The sequence below is a fragment of the Streptococcus sp. 27098_8_134 genome (assembly GCF_041431675.1).
Lineage (GTDB): Bacteria > Bacillota > Bacilli > Lactobacillales > Streptococcaceae > Streptococcus > Streptococcus sanguinis_R.
On sequence record NZ_JAPVYD010000003.1, the window covers coordinates 213,256 to 239,486 of the forward strand.

Below are 26,231 nucleotides of genomic sequence, written 5' to 3' on the forward strand. Positions count from 1 at the left end.
AGGTCTTCTTTTTGTAAAATAATAATCTAATAAAAATTTTACAATCGATTAATTAATTGTTATGATTTGTTAAACAAAAATCTAACAAGAGTAAAGGAGATGTCGTATGATTGTTTTTTCAAAAAACAAAAATTTTCGCCAGTTGCTCATTAATCAATGGATTTCAGGTTTTGGGGACATTGTTTTTTATTTGGCTTTGATGAACTATGTCTCCGCTTATTCTTTTGCTCCACTTGCGGTTTTATTGATTTCTCTTTCTGAAACGCTGCCCCAGTTAATTCAAGTTTTTACTGGAGTTGCAGCGGACTTTCAGAAGGATCGTATTCATAAATACCTGCTTATACAGTTTAGTAAGGTGCTCTTATATAGCTTGGTAACGTTTTTGCTGCTTGGACAAGACTTCTCTTTCTTGATTCTGCTTGTGATTTGCTTGATTAACTTTCTGTCGGATAGTCTGAGTTATTTTTCAGGTGCCATGCTGACGCCGGTTTATGTAAAGGTGATTGAGCAAGATATGACCTCTGCTATGGGCTTTCGGCAGGCTAGTATGAGTCTGGTTCATATTTTGGGGAATCTAGCTGGCGGTTTTCTCATCGCTTGGATGAGTATTGGAGCTTTGGCAGGACTGAATGCTCTGACATTCTTGCTAGCTTACCTTGGTTTTTGGCATATTAGTAAAAGCTTACAGGACTTAGAACCGGAGCTCAGCAGTGCCAAGGAGCTAAATAAAGAGAATTTTTGGCAGCATTTATTGGATTCTCTTAAGGTCTTACTGGGATTGAAAAACGTTGTGAGGTTGTTATTGGTTTCAACCTTTGGGCAGGTCACTCTGAACATTCTGACGCCAGTAGCGACTCTTTTGTTGCTGAAAAGGCCTTTTTGGAATTTGCAGGTTGGTCAGTCCATTGCCGTGTTAATTGTTCTAAGTTCCGCTGGTCTGATCTTAGGAAATATTTTGAGTGGCAGTTTGCTGAAAAAACTTTCGACGAAGCTTGCTATGTATAGTAGCCAAGTATGTGAAGGTTTTATTCTTTGCTGTTTTTTCTGGCAAAACTTTTTACTTGTTCTGATAGCGAGCTTTGCTTGCTCTGTTACAGTCGGTTTGCTGAGTCCAAGATTGCAGAAATCTGTATTCAGTATGATTCCAGAAGAGTCCATGGGAGCCATCCAGTCGGCTATTAATCTATTTAGCATGGCTGTTCCGAGTGTTTTATCCATGCTGTTAATAGCTCTTGCCAGCAGCATGGGAATTATTTATATTCTCCTCCCGCTTGTGTTAATGCTGGCACTGTCTTTTTACTTAATTATTCCAATGGAGAACTTGAAGACAGATTCGGATAGCTGTTGAATGGCAGCTATCTTATTTTTCTGCTTTGAAGAGACTTCTGATTTTTTAGGTCATTTTTGGTATAATAAAGGACAGGAAATACAAGGAAGTAAACCATGAAGATTTTTGATACACATACGCATTTAAATGTGGAAGAATTTGCTGGTCGAGAGGCAGAGGAGCTGCAGCTGGCTACAGAAATGGGCGTCAGCAAAATAAATATTGTCGGTTTTGACCGACCGACCATTGAGCGCGCCCTGGAGCTGGCAGATTGCTATGATCAGCTTTATGCTACGATTGGCTGGCATCCGACTGAGGCTGGGACTTATGATGAGGCGGTGGAAGCCTATCTGCTGGACAAGCTTCGTCATCCCAAGGTGGTGGCTCTGGGCGAGATTGGGCTGGACTATCACTGGATGACTGCACCCAAGGATGTTCAGGAGCGGGTATTTCGCCGCCAAATCCAGCTCTCCAAAGAACTGAACCTTCCCTTTGTCGTTCACACACGTGACGCATTGGAGGATACCTATGAGATTATCAAGAGTGAGGGAGTTGGTTCTCAGGGCGGTATCATGCACTCTTATTCCGGTTCTTTGGAAATGGCAGAGCGCTTTATCGAGCTAGGAATGATGATTTCCTTTTCTGGAGTCGTCACCTTTAAAAAAGCGACAGATATTCAAGAAGCTGCGCAGAACTTGCCCTTGGACAAGATCCTCGTCGAGACTGATGCACCTTACTTGGCGCCTGTTCCCAAGCGTGGCCGAGAAAACAAAACAGCCTATACTTGCTATGTTGTAGAGAAAATTGCTGATCTGCGTGAGCTGACTGTCGAAGAAGTAGCGCTGGCGACCTATGATAATGCAAAGAAGGTGTTTGGGCTTGATTGAGAAGATAAAAATCCCTCAGGTGCTTGTCGTTGAGGGCAAGGATGACACAGCCAATCTTCAGCGATTTTACCAAGTTGACACTTATGAGACAAGAGGCTCTGCGATCAATGAAGAAGACTTAGAGCGGATTGCGAAACTGCACCAGCTGCGTGGTGTTATTGTCTTTACTGATCCAGACTACAACGGTGAGCGTATCCGTCGAATGATTATGGAGACTGTGCCTACTGCTCAGCATGCCTTTCTTCGTCGAGATGAGGCAACGCCCAAGTCTAAGAACAAAGGTAAATCGCTGGGAGTAGAGCACGCTTCATTTGAGGATTTACAGCAGGCGTTAGCTGGTCTAGTCGGATATTTTGATGATGAGGATAATTTTGACATAAGCAAAAGTGACCTCGTACGACTGGGACTGCTTATGGGAAGTGACAGCCGTCAGCGTCGAGAGTATCTTGGTGAGCAGCTCCGTATCGGCTATTCTAACGGTAAGCAGCTGCTTAAACGCTTGGAATTGTTTGGGGTGACTTTGGCGGAAGTGGAAGATGTTATGAAATCTTATGAGAATAGCTAAGCAGAGCCCAAATGTAAGCAAATTATGCTATAATGGAAGAGTAGATTAATATAGAGGAAAGAAAATAATGGAATATACTACTATAAGTCATGATGTTGAAACTATAAATAATAGAATAAGAAGAGGGCAAATAAAAATGGACTCTGATTTTCAAAGAGGAGAAGTTTGGACTTTGCCTAAAAAACAAAAATTAATTGATACGATATTACGTGGATGGCCTATCCCTCCCATACAAATTGTAAAATTAAAAGATACAGAGGAAATATTAGATGGGCTTCAACGTGTTACCTCCATAATTGAATTTTTAAAGGGAGAATATTCCATTGATGGAACAATCCAGCCAAAAAATTCAGATTTAGAAATATTAGATGGACTGACTTTTTCAGATATAGAAAAAAAGGCTGATTCGGAGAAAGATCCGTTTTATAAAAAGATCCTCAATACTATTTTAAGCACGTCTATTAGTGCATATTATATACAGAATCCAACTTCTGAAGAAATTGCAGAACTATTTTATAGGTTCAATTCCCCAATGCAACTGAATCCTGTAGAGAAGAGGAATGCATTTATGGGAGACACTAGGACACAAATAAAACAATTAAATGAGTATTTTATTGAGAGTGGAGCTAGAAAAGAGACTTTAGGTTTCAATGATATTCGTGGGCTTTATGAAGATATTCTTGTCAAAGTGTGCTATTTTTTTGAATTTCCTGATAGGCGCGTTATAAAGTTAACAACGGATAAGTTGGTTGAGTTGTATAGAGAGAATCATAAGTTTTCTGATAGAACTATCTCAACAATTAAATCTTCAATAAAGCTATTTTTTGAAACAATAGAAGAGTATTTCCAAAATAGTCATATTAAACTTTCTAGAACTACTGTATTTTCGATTTTGTTATTTATTTGTAATAATCTTAGCTCGCTTCATAAACATGAAATCCAAAAAGTTATACACTTTTCAAGTGGTGGGATTCAAAAAAACACAGAGATTTATAATACCTATCGAAGTCTTTCTATATCTGGTACAACAGATGCAATTAATATTAATCTCAGAGAGTATATTTTATATCTTGTTTGTGAAAATATTGAGATTACTACTGATGACGAACTATTTGAGGGAATGAGAGATTATTATATTGAAAAAATTGGTGTAAGAATTCTATGAAAATAAAAGATCAAAAAGTTTTAGATTTCGCAAAAAAAACAAATGATTTTGTTGTTATCCTAGGGGCAAATGGCAGTGGAAAAACATCGAAATTAAAATCCATCTTTAATGATATGTCTGATGTCAATCCAGATATAAAGCAAGTATATATTTCGGATTCTTATATTATTAACTCTGGACAGATTGTTAATTATTTTATTTCTAATACCGATATTGATAGTCTTGAATCAAGAGAGATTAAAAATAGTGATTTAAAGCATCTTAATACAATGATTTTTAAAGAATATCATAAAGTGACATATAAAACCATAGATTTTGATGGTTTCACTGATATTTTTGGGGATCAAATTCCGGAGGTGGATATACTATTTGATAGGTATAGTAGGAATATACGTTTTTTCTATGTTGAAGTGACAGATTCGGAAGGTAAAAGTTATGACTCTCTTTCAATGGGGAGAGGTGAATATTTATCGGTGGTGTATTTTATACTATTCCATGAAGAAATAAAAAAAAGTAAGGTGTATATAGATGAACCTTGCAACTATCTGTCATATTTTTCTCTTCAAAACTTTTCTAAATTGTTAATTAAATCCTCAGCAGTGGCTAAAAATGAGTTTTATTTGACAACAAATAATTTAGATTTAATAGACAATTTGCTGTGTTATGATGTTGATTTAAAAATAATATTTAACTATCCAGAAGGTACATCGGAAATTTCAAAGGAAGATTATTATTCTATATTTTGTGCTCGATATCAGAAAAAAGAAGAAATCAAGAGAGTTATTTTTGTCGAGGATGTTTTAGCGAAAAAGTTTTTAGATAGGCTGTTTCCAAATGAAGAAATTGTTTTCGTTCAAGGAGAGGGGAATTTGAGAATAGTTGATAGGTTTAGTGCTTTAAATACACAATTTAAATTCCCTGAAATTCGAGTGATTTATGATGGCGATCAAAAAGATCGCCAGTTTAGATTGCCCTTTGATGATGTAGAATCTTATGTAATTTATAATTATCAAAAGATTATTGATAGCAAAATACCTAAAGCCACGAGCTTTAGGATTGAAGACTCTATTAAGCGTTTGGAAAAACATGATGCATATTTAGAAATTTTAAATATTTTAAATCTTGAAGAAGAACAGTGTCTAGACAGATTAGTAAAAGAATACAGAGATGGTGAATGGTTTGAAGAAATTTCTAATTATATAAATAATGTAATAACTTCTGTTTAATTGATGTTATTATATAGATTTGTTTAGGAAGTAATGGTATCAGATGTATTCTTAGAATTTAGGTACTAGCTTAGAAAGAAAGATATATGAGAATTGCAGACCATAGTGTGACCCGTGCCATTCTGGAGCGTCACGGTTTCACTTTTAAAAAATCTTTCGGTCAGAATTTCCTGACGGATACCAACATTCTCCAGAAGATTGTGGACACAGCTGAGATTGACAAAAAGGTCAATGTCATCGAGATTGGGCCCGGTATTGGGGCTTTGACGGAGTTTTTGGCGGAAAGTGCCGCAGAGGTCCTGGCCTTTGAGATTGATGATCGGCTGGTGCCGATTTTGGCGGATACTCTGCGCGATTTTGACAATGTGACAGTGGTCAATCAAGATATCCTCAAGGTTGATTTGGCCCAGTACATAGCAGAGTTTAAGAATCCAGACCTGCCTGTCAAGGTAGTGGCGAACTTGCCATACTACATCACGACGCCGATTCTCATGCATTTGATTGAGAGCGGGATTCTTTTTAGTGAGTTTGTCGTTATGATGCAAAAAGAAGTAGCGGATCGGATATCAGCTCAGCCGAATACCAAGTCCTACGGCAGTTTGTCGATTGCGGTCCAGTATTATATGACGGCCAAGGTTGCCTTTATCGTGCCGCGGACAGTCTTTGTGCCAGCACCTAATGTAGATTCGGCGATTCTCAAGATGGTGCGCAGAGACCAGCCAGCTGTTGAGGTACAGGACGAGAAATTCTTTTTCAAGGTCTCCAAGGCCAGCTTTGTCCACCGCCGGAAAACTCTCTGGAATAACCTGACCAGTTATTTTGGGAAGTCAGAGGAGACTAAAGGCAAACTAACAGCAGCTTTAGAACGAGCTGAGATATCTCCAAGTGTTCGGGGAGAAGCTCTGAGTTTAGAGGAATTTGCGCGCTTGGCAGACGCTTTGAAGTCAGAGGGATTATAAAAAATAGAAGATCTGCTCTATATAGCTGGTCTTCTATTTTGCTAATGAGGTAAATATGAAAGTGAAATGTCTGTCTTTGTTTTCTGCCCTGCTCTGGTTTTCGCAGTCTTTACTCCATTTCCTGCTTATGCTAGGTCTGCCTATGGGACGTTTGGTATTTGGCGGAGCTTATATAGTATTTCCTTTATGGCTGCGTCCTGTCAACTTCTTGCTTTTCTTGTTGTGGGGTTTCTTTAGTCTTAGTTATCTATCTTTGGGCGGTTGGCTAAGAAGTAGCTTGAAGTCTTCTGTTCTGAGAAAGATCATCTTAAGCGGAACTGTTTTTCTCTTTTTGGCTACTGTTTTCAATTTCTTTGTGACCGCAAGTCTATTAGAGAAGTATTTAACAGGGGGACTGACCTTTCTTGCTTTTCTCAGCAGTGTAATTCTACTTCATAATAACAAAAAATCCCATCAGTCATGATAGGATTGCTTTTTATGCGGAGGAAGGGATTTGAACCCTCACACCCGTACGGGCACATGCGCCTGAAGCATGCGTGTCTGCCGTTCCACCACCTCCGCTTGAGATTCTATTATAACTTATTTTTGTGAAAATGCCAATAGAGAATATCAGTTTTTTTCATACAGTGAAAAAAGCAGAAAAATTTCTATTTTTTCTTTACTAAAATAGTTCTATGATATTGCCATTATAGCAAGTATTTGTTACAATTAGATTAATTACTTATTTAGGTAACGAAATAAAAAAGGAGAATGTTATGAAACTGAAAAAATGGCTGCTGTTTTTGATGCTGCCCCTTCTGTTTTTGCTGGATTTGAAGCTGTTTACAGCAACTGCTCAAGCTGATGCTTTGAAGAATGCAATCACAGACATTAAAATCTGGGATCATTCTAATGGCCGCGAAGCAACCAAGGTTAACGGTGCTTACAATTTGGTCCAAGGGGGGAATTATCGCTATGAGCTAGTTTTTGATTTGTCTGCTTACGATAACAAGCTCAAGGATGGGGATACCTTTACCTTTACAGTACCGAACGGTGCAACCATTGCTGATGGTACAACTTTTACTCTGACGGATAATGAAACGCAGGTCCAACTTGGAGCGGCTAAGATGACGTCGAATGGTTCGGGTAAGGGTGGTCTGATCACGGTTACTATTCAGAATCTGGCAGATTACAAGGCCAAGACAACTGCTAGTGGAGTTAGAGGGAGCTTCTTCTTTGACTTTCAGGCGACGACAGTAGGCGCTGATCAGGACTGGAATTATAATCCTGAGGAAACTCAAGGGGCGATGAGCCATAAGGTCACCATTAACGAGCGCAAACAAAGCAGTTTTTCAACAGCCGGTGAAAACTACGCTAAGATTGGAGGGGTCATTGCTAAGAAGCCATATAATTCGGCTATTCTAGGCAAGAGTGGTGACTACTCACATAACTGGACTGTTCGTATCAATACTCAGCAAAAGACCTATAATTCTCCGATTGTTATCAAGGACGTCATTCCAGATAGCAGTGCACCAATGCAATTCGTTCCGGAGCAACTTGTCCTTCGCCAAGGGGAGTACACGCAGAGTTTATCAAGTATTGCGAATTCTGTTATCTTGAAAGAAGGTCAAGATTATACGGTTGCCTATAATGACACTTATACAGAGTTTACTCTAACTATCAATAACCCAGGCAATCGTGCCTTTATGTTGAATTATATGACAACTTCACCAGCTGATGGTTCTTTGGTATCCAATACGGCTGAGATGGAAGTTGATAATACAAAACTGCCATTCAGAGATGATCGCCCTGGTCAGACGAGCTCTACGATAGAGCGTAGCAGCCGGATTACAGAAGGCGGTGTTATCACAGCAGATATCAGCAACAGTCTGGTTCTCTACAAGCAAGATTCTAAGACTGGTAAAATGCTGGAAGGTGCTGTCTTTAAGGTGACAACTCCTAGCGGCCAAGAGATTACTCTGCCGCCGACAGATGCTAACGGTCGGGTTTCTACACAGCCTTTCTCAAGTGAAGAAATCAAGAAAGGCCAATTCACAGTAGAAGAAGTCACAGCTCCGGAAGGCTATGTACTGGACAGCAATCCGATGAAGGTGACTATCAAGGCTGATGGAGCGGTTAAGACAGTCAAGAATACGGTGGATCCAAATGCCAGCAAAAAGCTGACAGTCAAGAAAGTTTGGAAAGATGAAAACAATCAAGATGGCAAGCGTCCGGCTTCTATTGCTGTAGATGTCTACGCTAACGGTCAAAAGTTGGCTGATAAGACAGTGACTGTAACTGGCGGAAGTACAGATGCGGAGTGGACAGCTCAGACAACTGATTTACCAATCTTTGATACAAATGGTCAAAAAATCACCTATACAATCGGTGAAGATCAGCTTGATGGCTACGATGCTCCAGAAGTAGATCAGGGGAATCTCACTGTTACCAATACTCGTACGCCAGAGAAAATCGCTATCAAAGCCAGCAAGAAATGGGATGATGCCGAGAATCAAGACGGCAAACGTCCTGCCAATGTTGTTGTCAAACTTTATAAAGAAGTCGGCGGTCAGAAATCAGAAGTTGCGAACAGAACTCTGACCGAAGCTGACCAGTGGGCAACCGAGTTCGCCAACTTGAACAAATATGAAAAGGGACAAGAAGTTGTTTATTCTATTGAAGAAGATGCGGTCCCTCACTATCAATCTCAGGTAACTGGCAATGCTGCTGACGGCTTTGTAGTGACCAACACTTACAAGCCAGAAACAATCAAGATTTCTGGTCAGAAGAAGTGGGAAGATGCGGATAACCAAGACGGCAAGCGCCCAAATGCTGTTAGAGTCAAGATCTTGAAAGGCCAAGATATTGTTGATGTGCAGGAAGTGACGGCTGCTAACGGTTGGAAATATGAATCCAATCCTCTTCCTAAATATGCAGCAGGCCAAGAAATTACCTACACTGTAAGCGAAGAAGCTGTCTCAGGCTACACGAGCAAGGTGGACGGCTACAACATCACCAACTCTTACACTCCAGAAACGGTCAAGGTTTCCGGTCAGAAGAAATGGGATGATGCGGAAAACCAAGATGGTAAGCGTCCAGCTTCTGTTAAGGTTAAAATTCTGAATGGTGATACGGTTGTGGATGAGCAAAATGTGACTTCCGCTAACGACTGGAAATATGAGTCCAAGGCTTTGCCTAAGTACGCAGCAGGCCAAGAAATCACTTATACTGTAAGTGAGGAAGCTGTACCAGGTTATACTAGCAAAGTGGATGGTTACAACATCACTAATTCTTACACCCCAGAGACAACGACTGTGTCTGGAAGCAAGACTTGGGAAGATGGCGATAACCAAGATGGCAAACGTCCAGCTTCTATCACAGTTAATCTGCTAGCTAACGGTCAAAAAGTCAATACTCAAACAGTCGGAGAGGCAGAAGGCTGGTCTTACAACTTTACTGGCTTGCCAGTCTACAAGGATGGCCAACGAATTACCTATACAGTGACAGAAGAAGCTGTACTGGGTTATTCAACCAATCTCAACGGCTACAATATCACTAACTCTTATACACCAGAAAAGACAGAAATCACTGCCAGCAAGACCTGGAATGACAGCGACAATCAAGATGGCAAGCGTCCAACTAAGATTAGCATTAAACTGATGAAGACCGTTGGCGGTGTCAAGACAGAAGTCGCTAGCAAGGAAGTGACGGCTGCTGATCAATGGCAAACCAAATTTGAAAATCTGCCAGTTTATGAAAATGGTCAGAAGATTGATTACTCTATCGAGGAAGATGATGTAGCTGGCTACACTAAAGAAATCAAAGATTTCACTGTTACCAACTCTTACACTCCAGAGATGATCAAGATTTCTGGTCAAAAAGTCTGGGATGACGCGGATAACCAAGACGGCAAGCGTCCAGCTTCTGTTAAGGTTAAGGTGAAAAATGGCGATACTGTCGTAGATGAGCTGGAAGTAACAGCTGCTAACGATTGGAAGTTTGAGTCTAAAGTCCTTCCTAAGTATGCAGCAGGCCAAGAGATTGCCTACACTGTTACTGAAGAAGCAGTTGCGGACTATCAAACTAAGATTGATAAGTTCACCATTACCAATTCTTACACTCCTCAAAGTACGGAGTATGCTGTTACGAAGGTCTGGGATGATGCTAATAACCAAGACGGCAAGCGTCCAGCTTCCATCACAGTGCAGCTGTATAGCTCAGTAAATGGTGAAGAGCCAGTTGCTGTCGCAGGTAAGACATTAACATTGACAGTTGCTGATAAGGCAGATGCCAACACTTGGAAAGCAAGTTTCACCAATCTGCCTCAGTTTGACAAGGGGCAGGAGATTACCTACTCTGTCAAAGAGGATGATGCAACAGTAGCCGCTTTGAAAGAAAAAGGTTACAGTCCGAAAGTAGAAGGTCAGACAATCACTAACTCTCATACTCCAGAACAGGTTAAAGTTTCTGGTCAGAAAGTTTGGGATGATGCAGATGATCAAGACGGCAAACGTCCAACATCTATTACAGTTAAAGTGATGGATGGAAGCACTATTGTTGATACACTTGAAGTAACAGCTGCTAATGGATGGAAGTTTGAATCTAAAGACCTGCCTAAATATAGAAATGGTCAAGAGATTGTCTACACACTTAAGGAAGATGCTGTTGCTCAATATGAAACTAAGATTGATAAGTTCACCATTACCAACTCCTATACTCCAGAAACCGTTAAAGTCTCTGGTCAAAAGGTTTGGGATGATGCTAATAATCAAGATGGCAAGCGCCCGACATCTATCAAGGTCAAGATTTTGGACGGAGATAAAGTCGTAGATGAGCTGGAAGTAACAGCCGCTACTGACTGGAAGTTTGAGTCCAAAGATCTGCCTAAGAATAAGAAGGGCAAGAAAATCAACTACACAGTCCTTGAGGAAGTTACAGTTGAGGGTTATAGCAGCAGCCAAGAACAAGCAACAGATGGCAGCTTCACTTTGACTAATAGCTACAAACCAACACAGATTGCTGTTAAGGGAACTGCGGTATGGTCAGATGCTGAAAATCAAGATAAGGTTCGACCTTCTAAGATTACTGTTCGCCTCTTGGCAGATGGCAAACCAATCAAAGAACTGGTTGTATCAGAAGAAAATGGTTGGCAGTATAACTTTAGCGACCTTCCTAAGTACAAGGATGGCAAGGAAATTGTCTATAGCGTTGCGGCTGATCCAGTAGATGGCTACAAGCTTGAGATCAACGGTACTCAGCTGACCTTCAGTCATATCCCTACTAAGAAAGTGGCTGTTGACGGAGTGGTTTCACCTAATAAGCCAGGCGGTCAAGCTCCGAAAGTCGGAGGAAAAGCTCTTCCTCGTACTGGACAGGAAGAAAGTCTTCTTGTTACTATTCTTGGCTTCCTAGCAGCGCTTCTCGCAGGAGGCATGCTGATGGCTAAGGCGAAACGCAGCTAATCAGTTTTGTGACTTACTGAAAAGCACAGTAAATATCTCATTCGATATGAAAAAGCGAACAGGTTCTTTTGAGCTTGTTCGCTTTTATCATGTCAGTTTCATCTCAAGTATTTTAAAACAACTGCTTTCTATGAGAAATGAACCTAACCTTAAGAAATGTCTTCTATGCAAAACAAGCAAGCTAAATCTCGCATTTTTTGTTATAATGAGTGTATTAACTTTTAAGGAGCAATCTTGCAAGGAAAAATCATTAAGGCTCTGGCTGGTTTCTATTATGTGGAGTCGGACGGACAGGTTTATCAAACCAGAGCGCGGGGTAATTTTCGCAAAAAAGGGCAGACACCCTATGTCGGTGACGAAGTCGAATTTTCAGCTAAAAAAGACTCGGAAGGCTATATTTTAAAAATAGCAGAGCGAAAGAACAGTCTCGTGCGGCCGCCGATTGTCAACATTGACCAGGCAGTTGTAATCATGAGCGCGAAAGAGCCAGATTTCAATGCCAATCTGTTAGATCGTTTTCTGGTGCTTTTAGAGCATAAGAGGATTCATCCTATTATCTACATCAGCAAGTTAGACCTGCTTGAAGATGAGCAGAGCTTGGATGTCTATGTACAGGCCTATCAGTCCATCGGCTATGAGGTCATTAAGACGACTGAGGAGTTGCTGCCATTGCTGACAGGGAAAATCACTGTTTTCATGGGACAGACTGGGGTTGGAAAGTCCACTCTGCTCAATAAAATTGCCCCAGACCTGCAGCTAGAAACAGGAGAGATTTCTGAAAGTCTTGGCCGCGGCCGTCATACGACGAGGGCTGTCAGCTTTTACAATCTAAACGGTGGGAAGATTGCCGACACACCAGGATTTTCGTCTTTGGATTACGAGGTGACTACAGCTGAAGATCTCAATCAAGCTTTTCCGGAGATTGCTGAGGTTAGCCAGTCCTGTAAATTTCGTACTTGCACTCATACCCACGAGCCAGCTTGTGCCGTTAAGCCAGCAGTCGAGTCCGGCCAGATAGCGTCATTCCGCTTTGATAATTACCTGCAGTTTCTCAGCGAGATTGAAAATCGTCGGGAAACCTATAAAAAAGTTGCCAAAAAAAATTCTAAATAAGGAGAAGAACTATGACTTCATTCAAAATTGCCCCTTCAATCTTAAGTGCGGACTATGCTAATTTTGAATCAGAACTGAAAAAGTTAGAAGAAACAGGCGCTGAGTATGCCCATATTGATATTATGGATGGTCATTTTGTACCCAATATCAGCTTTGGGGCTGGGGTTGTTGCCAGTATGCGTCCTCACAGCAAGCTAGTCTTTGACTGTCATCTGATGGTTTCCAATCCTGAGCACCATATCGAAGAATTCGCTCGTGCTGGTGCAGATATCATCAGCATCCATGCCGAAGCGACGCCACATATCCACGGAGCGCTGCAGAAGATTCGGGCAGCGGGAGTCAAGCCTAGTGTTGTGATTAATCCGGGAACACCAGTCGAAGCAGTCAAAAATGTTTTGAATTTGGTCGATCAAGTCCTTGTGATGACAGTTAATCCAGGTTTTGGCGGTCAGGCCTTTCTGCCAGAAACCATGGATAAGATCCGTGAGCTGGTCGTTCTGCGTGAAGTCAATCAGCTGAATTTTGATATTGAAGTGGATGGCGGTATTGACGATAAGACCATTGGGATTGCTAAAGAAGCTGGTGCCAATGTCTTCGTAGCAGGCAGCTATGTCTTCAAAGGTGATGTCAATCATCAAGTTCAGACCTTACGGGATGCCCTGCATGACTAAGGTTGCGCTGTTTGCTGGCGGGAACTTGGAACATTTTAGCTTAGATTTTGATGTGTTGGTCGGAGTAGACCGTGGGAGCCTCTTTCTGCTTGAGCAGGGAGTTTATCCTGACTTGGCTGTCGGGGATTTTGACTCTGTGAGCAAGGAAGAATTGCTACGTATAAAAGATAATGCCAAGGAAGTCGTTCAGGCCCATCCTGAAAAGGATGATACAGACCTGGAGTTGGCTGTTCTGGCTTGTTTTGAACGGTATCCAGATGCTCGTTTGACCATTTTCGGCGCCTTTGGAGGCCGTCTGGATCATGCCTTGGCCAATGTCTTCCTGCCCAGTAATGAAAAAATTGCACCTTATATGGAGAAGATTTTTCTGGAAGATGAGCAGAATCTTTTGACCTATGTTCCCAAGGGGCGCCATGAAATCAAACCAGTAGCTGGCATGTGTTATCTAGCCTTTCTGCCATCGGATGATGCTGCCTTAACGATTGAGGGCGCCAAATATCCGCTCAATAAAGATAACTTTTTTTTCAAAAAAGTGTATGCTTCTAACGAATTTATAGATAGTCCCATTTATTTGGACTTTGATAGCGGCTATACAGTCGTCATTTACAGCAAAGACAGGAGCTGATATGGAGTTTATAATCATCCTCATTCTTTTGGGGAATCTAGTGCTGACCTTTCTCCTATGGCAAAAGCTTAGTCAGCAGACCGAGACGCTAAAGCAAGTCTTGGAAAATCAGGCAGATCATCTATCGGATCAGTTGGACTATCGCTTGGAGCAAGAAAGCCAGAAAAAGGAAACGTCTCAGAAAGAGCTGGAATTAGCTCTGGGAGACCGTTTGAGCGAGGTCAGGACAGATTTGCACCGCAACTTGACAGAGCTGCGCTTGGAAATCAGTGACAACCTGACCAAGAATCGGGATAAAACTGACGAGCGTATGCGGCAGATCCAAGAGTCCAATGAAACCCGTCTAGAGCAGATGCGGCAGACTGTTGAAGAGAAACTGGAAAAAACACTTCAGACTCGTCTTCAGACTTCTTTTGAAACGGTCTCTAAGCAATTGGAGTCTGTTAATCGCGGTCTGGGAGAAATGCAGAGTGTTGCCCGAGATGTCGGCACGCTGAACAAGGTTCTTTCAAATACCAAGACCCGAGGGATTTTAGGGGAGCTGCAGCTGGGGCAGATTATTGAGGACATTATGACGGCCAGTCAGTATGAGCGAGAGTTTGTGACGGTGGCCGGATCCAGCGAGCGTGTCGAATATGCCATTAAACTGCCGGGACAGACGGAGCATGAATATGTCTATCTGCCCATTGATTCTAAGTTTCCTCTGGCCGATTACTACCGTTTGGAAGATGCTTATGAGTCTGGCAGCAAGGAAGAGATTGAGCTCTACCGCAAGTCTCTCTTAGCAAGCGTTAAACGCTTTGCCAAGGATATTAAAAGTAAATATCTGGCGCCGCCAGCTACGACTAATTTTGGAATTATGTTTCTGCCAACGGAAGGTCTCTATTCGGAAGTTGTCCGCAACCCAGCCTTTTTTGACAGTTTGCGACGGGAGGAGCAGATTGTGGTGGCGGGACCATCTACCCTCTCTGCCTTGCTCAATTCACTGTCTGTCGGCTTTAAAACGCTCAATATCCAAAAAAGTGCGGATGACATAAGCAAGGTTCTGGGTTCTGTCAAATCCGAGTTTAACAAGTTCGGTGGTATTCTGACCAAGGCTCAGAAACATTTACAGCATGCTTCGGGTAACATTGATGAACTCTTAACCCGGCGGACAGGAGCTATTGAAAGAACCTTACGCCATATTGAGCTGTCTGACCAAGACCTCGATTTGAACTTACTTGATTTTTCAGAAGAAAGGGAAAACAATGAAGATTAATCAAATGAAAAAAGATGAACTGTTTGAAGGTTTCTATCTGATCAAGTCAGCAGAAGTCCGTCAGACAAGGGCTGGGAAAAATTATCTGGCTTTTACTTTCCAAGACGATACAGGGGTAATCGAGGGCAAACTCTGGGATGCCCAGCCACATAATGTCGAAGAATTCACTGCTGGCAAGATTGTGCACATGCAAGGTCGACGGGAAGTCTACAATAACACACCCCAGGTTAATCAACTGACCCTGCGTCTTCCTAAGGCTGGAGAGCCCAATGATCCAGCGGATTTCAAGGAAAAACCGCCAGTAGACCAGAAAGAAATCCGAGATTATTTATCTCAGATGATTTTTAAGATTGAGAATTCGGTCTGGCAGCGCGTGGTCCGCTCGCTTTATAGCAAGTATGACAAGGAGTTTTATTCTTATCCAGCTGCCAAGACCAATCACCATGCTTTTGAGTCTGGCCTAGCCTTTCATACCGCTACTATGGTCAAGCTGGCAGATGCTATCGGAGACATTTATCCTCAGCTTAATAAAAGCTTGCTCTTTGCTGGGATCATGCTTCATGACTTGGCCAAGGTTATTGAGCTCAGCGGTCCGGAAAATACAGAGTACACCGTGCGAGGCAATCTGATTGGTCACATTGCTTTGATTGATGAAGAATTGACCAAGACCTTGATGGAGCTGAAAATTGATGATAGCAAGGAAGAGGTTATCGTCCTGCGGCATGTCCTTCTCAGCCATCACGGTCTCTTGGAATACGGTAGTCCTGTACGGCCGAAGATTATAGAGGCAGAAATTCTGCACATGATTGATAATCTGGATGCGGAGATGATGATGATGACGGCTGCCTTAGGACTTGTTGATCCAGGTGAAATGAGCAATAAAATATTCGCTCTTGAAGGCCGTTCCTTCTACAAACCAAAACTTGAACAGTAAAATACGAAAAATGGACATTACTTGGAAAAGAATGTTCGTTTTTTTGTTTCTGTTATGGTATAATGAATAAAATAACTTTAATTGGTGAAAAAATGAAATTAAGAAGAAGTGAGCGTATGGTGGTTATTTCTAATTATTTGATTAACCATCCTTATGAATTAACGAGCTTAAATACATTTGCAGAAAAATACGAATCTGCTAAATCTTCTATTTCAGAAGATATTGTCATTATTAAGCGTGCCTTTGAAGAGATTGAAATTGGAACCATCGAAACGATTACTGGTGCTGGTGGAGGAGTGATTTTCAGCCCGTCCATCTCCGATGCAGAAGCTAAGACTATTGTAAAAGGTCTTTGTGATCAGCTGTCTGAAAGCAATCGGATTCTTCCTGGGGGCTACATTTACCTATCTGATCTGCTCAGTACTCCATCCATTTTGAATAATATTGGGCGGATTATTGCCAAAAGCTTTAAAGATCAACAGATTGATGCTGTCATGACGGTTGCTACTAAGGGTGTTCCTTTGGCCAATGCAGTAGCCAATGTTCTCAATGTACCTTTTGTCATCGTTCGTCGGGATTTAAAGATTACAGAAGGATCAACGGTCAGTGTCAACTACGTATCGGGCTCCAGCGGAGATCGTATTGAAAAGATGTTCTTGTCCAAGCGCAGTCTCAAGGCCGGCAGCCGCGTCTTGATTGTGGATGACTTCCTCAAAGGCGGGGGAACCATTACAGGGATGATTAGCCTCTTATCTGAGTTTGACTCTGAGCTGGCAGGTGTAGCGGTCTTTGCGGACAACGCGCAGGCCAATCGCGATTATCTGGACTATAAATCGCTCTTGAAAGTAACCAATATTGATGTCAAGGCGAATACCATTGATGTGGAAATTGGAAATATTTTTGATTAGGGAAAAGGGCGGAGATTATAGATGAAAACAGTTTTAGAAAAGTTTGACCACAGTCCGCTGTGGATTCGTTTAGGAGTATTGTCGATTTTATTTGGGATTCTGATTACCGGCATGGTTTTTGTGCAGGGCCAGTCTAATTCCACCAGAAATTCAGTTAGTTCAGCCGCCAGCATCGCATCAAGTAGCTCTTCCTTACAGCTATCTTCTGCTCAAAAAGAAGCACAGGAAAAAGAAATTCAGGAAGAGGAGCAAGCAGTTCAGGCCGCAGAAGAAGCAGTTAAACAGCTTGAAACCATGCAAACTTTGGAAGATTTGCAGCTAGCTAAGACTGCAGTAGAGAAAGTCAAGGATGCAGCGACGAAAGCTAGATTCCAAAGTCGTATTCAGGCGATAGCAGTCTTGATTGATCCGGAAGCAGCACAGTCCGCTGTTTCTGAAAATCCAGTTGCTGCATCAGAAGAAGCAGTGGCTCAGCCGCAGCAATAAGTTAGCAGCAATCTAATAAGTATAGATAGGCCTAAAATAGAAAAAAATGTATTGACAGAAAAGTATCGTCATGCTATAATGATAGACGGTACTTTTTACTTTTGGTCTCTCAAAAGTGTACAGAGACGTGCTGACAAATGTTGCAAAAGTACACGCAGATGGTAGCTGTCACCAAGTGTATCATCACCAAAATTAAAAAAATACAGGAGAATGTAGATGCCTACAATTAACCAATTGGTTCGCAAACCGCGTAAATCAAAAGTAGAAAAATCTAAATCACCAGCTTTGAACGTTGGTTACAATAGCCATAAAAAAGTTCAAACAAACGTATCTTCACCACAAAAACGTGGAGTTGCAACCCGTGTCGGAACTATGACACCTAAGAAACCGAACTCTGCCCTTCGTAAGTTTGCCCGTGTACGTCTGAGCAACCTGATTGAAGTTACAGCTTACATCCCAGGTATCGGACACAACCTGCAAGAGCACAGCGTGGTGCTTCTTCGTGGTGGACGTGTAAAAGACCTTCCAGGGGTACGTTACCATATCGTCCGCGGTGCACTTGATACAGCAGGTGTTACTGATCGTAAACAAGGCCGTTCTAAATACGGTACTAAAAAACCAAAAGCATAAGGAAAGGGGAGAAAGATAAATGAGTCGTAAAAACCAAGCGCCTAAGCGCGAAGTATTGCCAGATCCGCTTTACAATTCAAAATTAGTTACTCGTCTTATCAACCGCGTTATGCTTGATGGTAAGCGTGGTACAGCAGCTTCTATCGTTTACGGAGCTTTTGACCAAATCAAAGAAGCAACTGGAAACGATGCGCTGGAAGTATTTGAAACAGCTATGGAAAACATCATGCCTGTACTTGAAGTTCGTGCTCGCCGTGTCGGTGGTTCAAACTACCAAGTTCCGGTTGAAGTTCGTCCAGAACGTCGTACAACACTTGGACTTCGCTGGTTGGTAACTATTGCTCGTCAACGTGGTGAGCACACAATGGTTGACCGCCTTGCAAAAGAAATCTTGGATGCATCTAACAACACTGGTGCAGCTGTTAAGAAACGTGAAGACACTCACCGTATGGCAGAAGCCAACCGTGCCTTCGCACACTTCCGTTGGTAATATAGGATGCGAAAGCGTTAAGAAAGTCCCAGAGAAAATAGGGAATCGAAGCAGGTTGCGACTGCAACCAATGAGATTCATCTTTTTCTCCAGACTTTTAGCTTGAGCTCAACTAGAGCATGATGCTAGGGACGGTAAGGATGCAAAGTAAAAATAGGAAACTGATGCAGTATTCGATGAATACAAGGAAGTTTATCTTTTTCATACAGCATCCCGTTCCAGCTCAAATAGGCTAAGTTGAGCTTTTAGCCCGAGTTCAATTGAGCTCAGTCAGCTCTTAGCTATAATTCAACTGTTCATCTGACAAGTTGAGACCAACAAAAGCAAGATAAACATTGAGAACGGGTAGGTCCTGCCTATCCGTTTTTGCTAAATAATGTTATAATAAACTGTAAAATAAATTAATAGGAGAAATAACCAAATGGCTCGCGAATTTTCACTTGAAAAAACTCGTAATATCGGTATCATGGCCCACGTCGATGCTGGTAAAACAACAACAACTGAGCGTATTCTTTACTACACTGGTAAAATCCACAAAATCGGTGAAACTCACGAAGGTGCGTCACAAATGGACTGGATGGAGCAAGAGCAAGAGCGTGGTATCACTATCACATCTGCTGCGACAACTGCTCAATGGAATAATCACCGCGTAAACATCATCGACACACCGGGACACGTGGACTTCACAATCGAAGTACAACGTTCTCTTCGTGTCTTGGACGGCGCTGTAACCGTTCTTGACTCGCAATCAGGTGTTGAACCTCAAACTGAAACAGTTTGGCGCCAAGCAACTGAGTACGGAGTTCCTCGTATCGTATTTGCCAACAAGATGGATAAGATTGGTGCTGACTTCCTTTACTCAGTAAGCACTTTGCATGATCGTCTTCAAGCAAACGCTCATCCAATCCAATTGCCAATTGGTTCAGAAGATGACTTCCGCGGAATTATCGACTTGATCAAGATGAAGGCTGAAATCTATACTAACGATCTTGGTACAGATATTTTGGAAGAAGATATCCCAGCTGAATACCTTGAGCAAGCTCAAGAATACCGTGAAAAATTGGTGGAAGCAGTTGCTGAAACTGATGAAGACTTGATGATGAAATACCTTGAAGGTGAAGAAATCACTAATGAAGAATTGAAAGCTGCTATCCGTAAAGCGACAATCAATGTTGAATTCTTCCCAGTATTGTGTGGTTCTGCTTTCAAGAACAAGGGTGTTCAGTTGATGCTTGATGCAGTTATCGACTACTTGCCAAGCCCACTTGATATTCCAGCTATCAAAGGTATCAACCCAGACACTGAAGAAGAAGAAACTCGTCCTGCATCTGATGAAGAGCCATTTGCAGCTCTTGCCTTCAAGATCATGACTGACCCATTCGTAGGTCGTTTGACTTTCTTCCGTGTTTACTCAGGTGTCTTGAACAGCGGTTCATACGTATTGAACACTTCTAAAGGTAAACGTGAGCGTATCGGGCGTATCCTGCAAATGCACGCTAACAGCCGTAACGAAATCGAAACAGTATACGCTGGTGATATCGCTGCTGCCGTAGGTTTGAAAGATACAACTACTGGTGACTCATTGACAGATGAAAAAGCTAAGATTATCCTTGAGTCTATCAACGTTCCAGAACCAGTTATTCAGCTGATGGTTGAGCCTAAGTCTAAAGCTGACCAAGACAAGATGGGTGTTGCCTTGCAAAAACTGGCTGAAGAAGATCCAACATTCCGTGTTGAAACAAACGTTGAAACTGGTGAAACAGTTATCTCTGGTATGGGTGAACTTCACTTGGATGTCCTTGTTGACCGTATGCGTCGTGAGTTCAAGGTTGAAGCAAACGTAGGTGCTCCTCAAGTATCTTACCGTGAAACTTTCCGTGCTTCTACTCAAGCTCGTGGATTCTTCAAGCGCCAATCTGGTGGTAAAGGTCAGTTCGGTGATGTATGGATCGAGTTCACACCAAACGAAGAAGGAAAAGGCTTCGAGTTTGAAAATGCTATCGTCGGTGGTGTGGTTCCACGTGAATTCATTCCAGCGGTAGAAAAAGGTTTGGTTGAGTCAATGGCTAATGGTGTCCTTGCTGGTTACCCAATCGTTGATGTGAAAGCTAAACTTTACGATGGTTCATACCACGATGTCGACTCATCTGAAACAGCCTTCAAGGTTGCGGCTTCACTTGCTTTGAAAGAAGCTGCTAAGACTGCTCAGCCTGCTATCCTTGAGCCAATGATGTTGGTAACAATCACTGTTCCTGAAGAAAACCTTGGTGATGTTATGGGTCACGTAACAGCTCGTCGTGGACGTGTTGACGGTATGGAAGCACATGGTAACAGCCAAATCGTTCGTGCCTATGTTCCACTTGCTGAAATGTTCGGTTATGCGACAGTTCTTCGTTCAGCATCACAAGGACGCGGTACTTTCATGATGGTATTCGACCACTACGAAGATGTACCTAAGTCAGTACAAGAAGAAATCATTAAGAAAAACAAAGGTGAAGCTTAAGCTTTGAGCTAAACCTTGGCACTCGCGTTTGCGGGTGCTTTTTCTATTTTTTAGAGAAGCATATCCTCAATAAAGAGGGGAAATGATTTATCTTGTAAGTTGTATTCCCGCATTTTCAAAAGTTACTGCTTTGCTTTTTCAAATCAATGAAAGCCGAAATGAAAGTTAGTGAAAGAATTCATAATACTTGTTAATAACAATGAAATCAGTTGCATTTTACCTCAATTAAGTATATAATAGAAATGTTGAAAGGTGATTTGTAGCAACTCAAGTTACTCTTTTCACATAAAAATTTTTTGATTTTCATAAGGAGGAAATCACGAATGGTAGTTAAAGTTGGTATTAACGGTTTCGGTCGTATCGGTCGTCTTGCTTTCCGTCGTATCCAAAACGTAGAAGGTGTTGAAGTTACTCGCATCAACGACCTTACAGATCCAGTAATGCTTGCACATCTGTTGAAATATGACACAACTCAAGGTCGTTTCGATGGTACTGTTGAAGTTAAAGAAGGTGGATTTGAAGTTAACGGTAAATTCGTTAAAGTTTCTGCTGAACGTGACCCAGAACAAATTGACTGGGCTACTGACGGTGTAGAAATCGTTCTTGAAGCAACTGGTTTCTTTGCTAAGAAAGATGCTGCTGAAAAACACCTTAAAGGTGGTGCTAAGAAAGTTGTTATCACTGCTCCTGGTGGAAATGACGTTAAGACAGTTGTATTTAACACTAACCACGACGTTCTTGATGGTACTGAAACAGTTATCTCAGGTGCTTCATGTACTACAAACTGCTTGGCTCCAATGGCTAAAGCACTTCAAGACAACTTCGGTGTTGTTGAAGGATTGATGACTACTATCCACGCTTACACTGGTGACCAAATGATCCTTGACGGACCACACCGTGGTGGTGACCTTCGTCGTGCTCGCGCTGGTGCTGCAAACATCGTTCCTAACTCAACTGGTGCTGCTAAAGCTATCGGCTTGGTTATCCCAGAATTGAACGGTAAATTGGACGGATCTGCACAACGCGTTCCAACTCCAACTGGATCAGTTACTGAATTGGTTGCTGTTCTTGAAAAGAACGTAACAGTTGATGAAGTAAACGCAGCTATGAAAGCAGCAGCTAACGAATCATACGGTTACACAGAAGATCCAATCGTATCTTCAGATATCGTAGGTATGTCTTACGGTTCATTGTTCGACGCAACTCAAACTAAAGTTCTTGATGTTGACGGCAAACAATTGGTTAAAGTTGTATCATGGTACGACAACGAAATGTCATACACTGCACAACTTGTACGTACTCTTGAATACTTCGCGAAAATCGCTAAATAATTCAATGGTAAAAGAAAGAGACTCATTTGAGTCTCTTTTTCTGTACCTTGCTTTGTGAGAATCATCAAAGACAGGTTTGTGGTTTATTGAGCTTCTATTTTCCAAATTTTTAGTCATATAGAAAGTCAGTTCTGATACTTCTGTCCATTTTTCTAAATGCTTCAAGGGGCTGTTTTGCGGTAAGAGAAGCTAAGCATACTTTTCTTAAAGAAAACTATACCAATTTCATGCTTGACAAACCAAAAAAGAGTTTGTATACTATCTCTATTGAAGTTATTTAACTTCAATAGAACTATACCAATTTTAATAAGAAGGGCTGGTTTCTAAGACTAGAAATCAGAAGTAATGTTATGTGTGGAATTGTCGGAGTTGTCGGAAATCGCAACGCAACAGATATTTTGATGCAGGGCTTGGAAAAGCTGGAATACCGAGGTTATGACTCAGCTGGAATTTTTGTAACAACAGGGAAAACTTCTAGTCTGATCAAGTCGGTCGGTCGTATCGCTGACCTACATGCTAAAATTGGCATTGATGTTGCTGGGACTACTGGTATCGGACATACTCGTTGGGCTACTCATGGAAAACCAAGTGAAAACAATGCCCATCCTCATACTTCACAGACCGGCCGTTTTGTCTTGGTTCATAATGGTGTAATTGAGAACTACCTTGATATTAAGAATACTTATCTAGCTGGTCATGACTTCAAGGGGCAGACAGATACAGAGATTGCTGTGCATCTGATTGGCAAATTTGCTGAAGAAGAAGGCTTGTCTCTTTTAGAAGCCTTTAAAAAAGCTCTTCACATTATCCGTGGTTCTTATGCCTTTGCTTTGGTGGATTCAGAAGATGCAGATGTTATCTATGTTGCTAAAAATAAATCTCCACTACTAGTCGGGCTTGGTGAAGGCTACAATATGGTCTGCTCAGATGCTATGGCCATGATTCGCGAGACAAGTCAGTTTATGGAAATTCATGACCAAGAGCTGGTTATTGTCCGTAAAGACAGTGTGGAAGTGCAGGATTATGACGGGCATACTCTGGAGCGTGAAAGCTATACTGCTGAGCTAGATCTGTCCGATATCGGTAAGGGGACTTATCCATACTATATGCTCAAAGAAATCGACGAGCAGCCAACTGTGATGCGTAAGCTAATCAGCGCTTATACAGATGATAAGGGGCAAGTATCAGTTGATGCGGATATTGTCAAGGCTGTTCAGGAAGCTGACCGTCTCTATATCCTTGCGGCTGGAACTTCTTACCATGCTGGCTATGCTTCTAAGCGTATGCTGGAAGAGCTGACGGATACACCTGTTGAGCTGGGCATTGCCTCTGAGTGGGGTTATGCTATGCCGCTCCTTAGCAAGAAGCCTCTCTTTATCTTTATCAGCCAATCTGGCGAAACAGCTGACAGCCGTCAGGTCTTAGTCAAGGCGAATCAGATGGGCATTCCAAGTTTGACCGTGACCAATGTTCCGGGTTCTACGCTTTCTCGGGAAGCCAATCATACCATGCTGCTGCATGCAGGTCCTGAGATTGCGGTTGCTTCTACTAAGGCCTATACAGCTCAAATCGCAGCCTTGGCTTTCTTGGCTAAAGCTGTTGGCGATGCCAATGCTTCTGAGAAAGCGGCAGCCTTTGATTTGGTTCACGAGCTGTCCTTAGTTGCGCAGTCTATTGAGTCCACTTTGTCAGAAAAGGAGTTGATTGACAATAAGGTCCGCGGCCTTCTAGAAACAACTCGCAATGCTTTCTATATCGGCCGTGGTCAAGACTACTATGTGGCGATGGAAGCTAGCTTAAAACTCAAAGAAATTTCTTATATCCAGTGTGAAGGCTTTGCAGCTGGTGAACTCAAACACGGTACGATCTCTCTGATTGAAGACGGAACGCCAGTTTTGGCCCTGCTTTCAGACGAAGTCTTGGCTAGTCATACTCGGGGCAATATTTCAGAAGTCGTAGCTCGGGGTGCCAAGGTGCTGACTATTGCTGAGGAGAATGTAGCCAAAGAAGGCGACGATATCGTACTCAATCAGGTTCATCCATACCTGTCACCAATCTCTATGGTGGTACCGACACAGCTCATTGCTTACTTTGCAACCTTGCACCGTGGTCTGGATGTAGATAAGCCTCGTAATCTGGCTAAGTCTGTCACTGTAGAATAAGCACAGAGGGCCATTGCCTATAAAGATTGCCTATCTCATCCATAGAAAATATATATATATGGTACTTATCTAAAAAAGGTACAAAAAACAAGGTTATTCAGCAGAGGCTGAAAAGCCTTGAAAAAGCTAGCTTAGTCTAGCTTTTTTATTTTGCTTTGATAAATATTTTTAATCAGGCTGATAGGGAAAATATATTTCCCAGGAGAAGGAGAGGATGGTAAGATATATTACAAATTCAAAGAAGGAGGAAGTAATGGTCAGTAAGAAAGAATTAGTGCTGAGAGCTTTTCGAGGTGAAGAAGTTGACCGAGTACCAGTTGGTTTTTGGTTTCACTTTGTAAGCCAAGAGGAAAAGATGCTGGGCCTGGATAATCCAGTGATTTTCAATAAAAGTGTTGAGGGGCATGCTGCTTATGTTCGAGCTGCACGGCCAGACTTTGTCAAGATTATGAGCGATGGCTTCTTTAAGTATCCTAGTGCGCTTTATTCGGATCATATTGAGTCCATTCGGGACTTGGCTGCTATTCAGTCTATCGGCGAGTATCATCCTTGGATTGAGCAGCAGATTGAGATGGTGAAGGCTGTAAAGGCAAGCTATCCGGAGGACCTCGCTTCCTTCTACAATATCTTTGCACCGGTCTCCTATCTCAAGCGCTGGTTCCGCAGGGAAGGGTCGCGAGGAGATAGAGAAATTGCAGATTTTTTAGCAGAGAATCCCGAGCTGACAGGACAAGTTTTGGATGTCATTGCCGGCGATATTGCTATTTTGACTAGACGTATCATTGAGGAAGCGGGCACTGAGGGGATTTATCTCAGTACACAGCAAATCCAAGACGGCCGGGTAGATGCGGCTAGTTATCGTAGTTATATTGAGCCCAGTACGGTTAAGGTTTTGGAAGCGGCAAATGCGGCTGGCGGAGTGAATATCCTCCACATCTGCGGCTTTGAAGGAGCCAGCAATGATTTGGAACTGTTCAAAGACTATCCGGCTCAAGTCTTTAACTGGGCAACTCACCATGAGGGTGTCAGCCTAGCGGAAGGGCGCAAGCTCTTTGGCGGTCAGACTGTCCTTGGGGGCTTCGAAAATAGCAGAGCAGCTCTTCTAAATACAGGCAGTCGTGCAGAATTAGAGGATGAGACCAAGCGGTTGCTGGCTGCAGCTGGCAGTCAGGGAGTGATTCTAGGGGCTGACTGTACTGTACCAGATGATTTTGAAATAGAAAGATTGGACTGGATCCGCCAGGCAGCTAATCAGTTCTGATGGAATTGCCAAAGTCCTAAAGAGCAATTTTCAACTCTTTCAAGGAGGAAGATAGATGAATCGGTATCAAAAAATGCTTGCTGCTCTTGCTCTGATATTATTGATAATAGGAACCTTTCTGAGCATCAGTCAGATTTATGCTCATCAGTCTTCAGACAAAAAAGAAGATGATTTGCAGGCGCTCAAGAAACTGCCTGAGCAGTCAACTGGCTTGATGCAGCCCAATGATATCGCTGCCCTGCTCTTGTCGGATTAGAATTTTAAAAGGTTGACTTAGCTCAATGAGCAA

Annotated in this window: 22 protein-coding genes and 1 tRNA gene; 22 read left to right on the forward strand and 1 reads right to left on the reverse strand. The window is 42.2% G+C overall.

All coding sequences use genetic code 11. The features are described 5' to 3' along the window. Positions 1–106 precede the first annotated feature (106 nt). From O3620_RS08415 to O3620_RS08445, 7 genes are all read left to right on the forward strand, one after another. Positions 107–1,348, forward strand: coding sequence for an MFS transporter (locus tag O3620_RS08415; RefSeq protein ID WP_049547665.1), 1,242 nt, complete (start codon positions 107–109; stop codon positions 1,346–1,348). A 95-nt stretch (positions 1,349–1,443) separates the two neighbouring features. Then, positions 1,444–2,214 (forward strand): TatD family hydrolase, encoded by a 771-nt coding sequence (locus O3620_RS08420; RefSeq protein WP_049547664.1) that lies wholly within the window; start codon positions 1,444–1,446, stop codon positions 2,212–2,214. Then, entirely contained in the window at positions 2,207–2,779 is a 573-nt protein-coding gene (rnmV, locus tag O3620_RS08425) for a ribonuclease M5 (protein WP_032905616.1), read from the forward strand. Before O3620_RS08420 ends, rnmV begins: the two co-directional genes overlap by 8 nt. Before the next feature lie 67 nt (positions 2,780–2,846). After that, on the forward strand, positions 2,847–3,944 hold the full coding sequence (locus tag O3620_RS08430) for a DUF262 domain-containing protein (RefSeq protein ID WP_009660064.1): 1,098 nt from the start codon (positions 2,847–2,849) through the stop codon (positions 3,942–3,944). Continuing rightward, positions 3,941–5,170 carry a hypothetical protein gene (locus O3620_RS08435; protein WP_009660072.1) on the forward strand — a complete coding sequence of 410 codons (1,230 nt, stop codon included), beginning with the start codon at positions 3,941–3,943 and terminating at the stop codon, positions 5,168–5,170. The genes O3620_RS08430 and O3620_RS08435 overlap by 4 nt, the downstream gene beginning before the upstream one ends. Before the next feature lie 86 nt (positions 5,171–5,256). Beyond that, positions 5,257–6,129 carry a 16S rRNA (adenine(1518)-N(6)/adenine(1519)-N(6))-dimethyltransferase RsmA gene (rsmA, locus tag O3620_RS08440; protein WP_049547663.1) on the forward strand — a complete coding sequence of 291 codons (873 nt, stop codon included), beginning with the start codon at positions 5,257–5,259 and terminating at the stop codon, positions 6,127–6,129. A 55-nt stretch (positions 6,130–6,184) separates the two neighbouring features. Next, positions 6,185–6,592 carry a hypothetical protein gene (locus O3620_RS08445; protein ID WP_371601641.1) on the forward strand — a complete coding sequence of 136 codons (408 nt, stop codon included), beginning with the start codon at positions 6,185–6,187 and terminating at the stop codon, positions 6,590–6,592. 15 nt (positions 6,593–6,607) lie between these two features. Here O3620_RS08445 and O3620_RS08450 read toward each other — a convergent pair. After that, positions 6,608–6,690 (reverse strand) — tRNA-Leu (locus tag O3620_RS08450). A 194-nt stretch (positions 6,691–6,884) separates the two neighbouring features. Here O3620_RS08450 and O3620_RS08455 point away from each other — a divergent pair. The 15 genes from O3620_RS08455 to O3620_RS08525 all read left to right on the forward strand — a co-directional run bounded on the left by O3620_RS08455 (position 6,885) and on the right by O3620_RS08525 (position 26,198). Next, complete coding sequence (locus O3620_RS08455; RefSeq protein WP_371601642.1) at positions 6,885–11,570, forward strand: Cna B-type domain-containing protein; 4,686 nt, start codon at positions 6,885–6,887, stop codon at positions 11,568–11,570. A 234-nt stretch (positions 11,571–11,804) separates the two neighbouring features. Continuing rightward, positions 11,805–12,683 (forward strand): ribosome small subunit-dependent GTPase A, encoded by an 879-nt coding sequence (gene rsgA, locus O3620_RS08460; RefSeq protein WP_004185279.1) that lies wholly within the window; start codon positions 11,805–11,807, stop codon positions 12,681–12,683. Positions 12,684–12,694: 11 nt separating this feature from the next. Then, positions 12,695–13,354 (forward strand): ribulose-phosphate 3-epimerase, encoded by a 660-nt coding sequence (gene rpe / locus O3620_RS08465; RefSeq protein WP_002920304.1) that lies wholly within the window; start codon positions 12,695–12,697, stop codon positions 13,352–13,354. Beyond that, positions 13,347–13,979, forward strand: a complete 633-nt coding sequence (locus O3620_RS08470) for a thiamine diphosphokinase (protein WP_002920303.1) — start codon at positions 13,347–13,349, stop codon at positions 13,977–13,979. The genes rpe and O3620_RS08470 overlap by 8 nt, the downstream gene beginning before the upstream one ends. Before the next feature lies 1 nt (position 13,980). Further along, a complete protein-coding gene (gene rmuC, locus O3620_RS08475; RefSeq protein WP_002920302.1) occupies positions 13,981–15,237 on the forward strand; it encodes a DNA recombination protein RmuC in 1,257 nt (418 codons plus the stop codon). Continuing rightward, positions 15,227–16,171: a 3'-5' exoribonuclease YhaM family protein gene (locus O3620_RS08480; protein WP_125347205.1), complete on the forward strand. Its 945-nt coding sequence runs from the start codon at positions 15,227–15,229 to the stop codon at positions 16,169–16,171. Before rmuC ends, O3620_RS08480 begins: the two co-directional genes overlap by 11 nt. 92 nt (positions 16,172–16,263) lie before the next feature. Beyond that, entirely contained in the window at positions 16,264–17,079 is an 816-nt protein-coding gene (purR, locus tag O3620_RS08485) for a pur operon repressor (protein WP_260467425.1), read from the forward strand. Positions 17,080–17,100: 21 nt separating this feature from the next. Then, complete coding sequence (locus O3620_RS08490; RefSeq protein ID WP_061592469.1) at positions 17,101–17,565, forward strand: hypothetical protein; 465 nt, start codon at positions 17,101–17,103, stop codon at positions 17,563–17,565. Positions 17,566–17,781: 216 nt separating this feature from the next. Next, on the forward strand, positions 17,782–18,195 hold the full coding sequence (gene rpsL, locus O3620_RS08495; RefSeq protein WP_002893867.1) for a 30S ribosomal protein S12: 414 nt from the start codon (positions 17,782–17,784) through the stop codon (positions 18,193–18,195). Between the two features lie 19 nt (positions 18,196–18,214). Further along, positions 18,215–18,685 (forward strand): 30S ribosomal protein S7, encoded by a 471-nt coding sequence (gene rpsG / locus O3620_RS08500; protein ID WP_002893865.1) that lies wholly within the window; start codon positions 18,215–18,217, stop codon positions 18,683–18,685. A 421-nt stretch (positions 18,686–19,106) separates the two neighbouring features. After that, positions 19,107–21,188: an elongation factor G gene (gene fusA / locus O3620_RS08505; protein ID WP_002916556.1), complete on the forward strand. Its 2,082-nt coding sequence runs from the start codon at positions 19,107–19,109 to the stop codon at positions 21,186–21,188. A gap of 323 nt (positions 21,189–21,511) precedes the next feature. Continuing rightward, complete coding sequence (gene gap, locus O3620_RS08510; protein ID WP_002893859.1) at positions 21,512–22,519, forward strand: type I glyceraldehyde-3-phosphate dehydrogenase; 1,008 nt, start codon at positions 21,512–21,514, stop codon at positions 22,517–22,519. A 350-nt stretch (positions 22,520–22,869) separates the two neighbouring features. Next, positions 22,870–24,681 (forward strand): glutamine--fructose-6-phosphate transaminase (isomerizing), encoded by a 1,812-nt coding sequence (gene glmS / locus O3620_RS08515; RefSeq protein ID WP_002920298.1) that lies wholly within the window; start codon positions 22,870–22,872, stop codon positions 24,679–24,681. A gap of 214 nt (positions 24,682–24,895) precedes the next feature. Beyond that, the gene (locus tag O3620_RS08520; protein ID WP_371601643.1) at positions 24,896–25,942 is read left to right on the forward strand and encodes a uroporphyrinogen decarboxylase family protein; all 1,047 of its coding nucleotides are present in this window, start codon (positions 24,896–24,898) and stop codon (positions 25,940–25,942) included. Positions 25,943–25,997: 55 nt separating this feature from the next. Continuing rightward, positions 25,998–26,198, forward strand: coding sequence for a hypothetical protein (locus O3620_RS08525; protein WP_002911630.1), 201 nt, complete (start codon positions 25,998–26,000; stop codon positions 26,196–26,198). Positions 26,199–26,231: the final 33 nt, after the last annotated feature.

Excerpts from the sequence above, each read along its gene's own strand:
- O3620_RS08430 (WP_009660064.1), top strand. The coding sequence starts at position 2,847 with ATGGAATATACTACTATAAGTCATGATGTTGAAACTATAAATAATAGA.
- purR (WP_260467425.1), top strand. The coding sequence starts at position 16,264 with ATGAAATTAAGAAGAAGTGAGCGTATGGTGGTTATTTCTAATTATTTG.
- fusA (WP_002916556.1), top strand. The coding sequence starts at position 19,107 with ATGGCTCGCGAATTTTCACTTGAAAAAACTCGTAATATCGGTATCATG.
- rmuC (WP_002920302.1), top strand. The coding sequence starts at position 13,981 with ATGGAGTTTATAATCATCCTCATTCTTTTGGGGAATCTAGTGCTGACC.
- O3620_RS08455 (WP_371601642.1), top strand. The coding sequence starts at position 6,885 with ATGAAACTGAAAAAATGGCTGCTGTTTTTGATGCTGCCCCTTCTGTTT.
- rpsG (WP_002893865.1), top strand. The coding sequence starts at position 18,215 with ATGAGTCGTAAAAACCAAGCGCCTAAGCGCGAAGTATTGCCAGATCCG.
- rsmA (WP_049547663.1), top strand. The coding sequence starts at position 5,257 with ATGAGAATTGCAGACCATAGTGTGACCCGTGCCATTCTGGAGCGTCAC.
- O3620_RS08490 (WP_061592469.1), top strand. The coding sequence starts at position 17,101 with ATGAAAACAGTTTTAGAAAAGTTTGACCACAGTCCGCTGTGGATTCGT.
- glmS (WP_002920298.1), top strand. The coding sequence starts at position 22,870 with ATGTGTGGAATTGTCGGAGTTGTCGGAAATCGCAACGCAACAGATATT.
- O3620_RS08520 (WP_371601643.1), top strand. The coding sequence starts at position 24,896 with ATGGTAAGATATATTACAAATTCAAAGAAGGAGGAAGTAATGGTCAGT.
- gap (WP_002893859.1), top strand. The coding sequence starts at position 21,512 with ATGGTAGTTAAAGTTGGTATTAACGGTTTCGGTCGTATCGGTCGTCTT.
- O3620_RS08480 (WP_125347205.1), top strand. The coding sequence starts at position 15,227 with ATGAAGATTAATCAAATGAAAAAAGATGAACTGTTTGAAGGTTTCTAT.
- O3620_RS08415 (WP_049547665.1), top strand. The coding sequence starts at position 107 with ATGATTGTTTTTTCAAAAAACAAAAATTTTCGCCAGTTGCTCATTAAT.
- O3620_RS08470 (WP_002920303.1), top strand. The coding sequence starts at position 13,347 with ATGACTAAGGTTGCGCTGTTTGCTGGCGGGAACTTGGAACATTTTAGC.
- rpsL (WP_002893867.1), top strand. The coding sequence starts at position 17,782 with ATGCCTACAATTAACCAATTGGTTCGCAAACCGCGTAAATCAAAAGTA.
- O3620_RS08420 (WP_049547664.1), top strand. The coding sequence starts at position 1,444 with ATGAAGATTTTTGATACACATACGCATTTAAATGTGGAAGAATTTGCT.
- O3620_RS08525 (WP_002911630.1), top strand. The coding sequence starts at position 25,998 with ATGAATCGGTATCAAAAAATGCTTGCTGCTCTTGCTCTGATATTATTG.
- O3620_RS08445 (WP_371601641.1), top strand. The coding sequence starts at position 6,185 with ATGAAAGTGAAATGTCTGTCTTTGTTTTCTGCCCTGCTCTGGTTTTCG.
- rpe (WP_002920304.1), top strand. The coding sequence starts at position 12,695 with ATGACTTCATTCAAAATTGCCCCTTCAATCTTAAGTGCGGACTATGCT.
- O3620_RS08435 (WP_009660072.1), top strand. The coding sequence starts at position 3,941 with ATGAAAATAAAAGATCAAAAAGTTTTAGATTTCGCAAAAAAAACAAAT.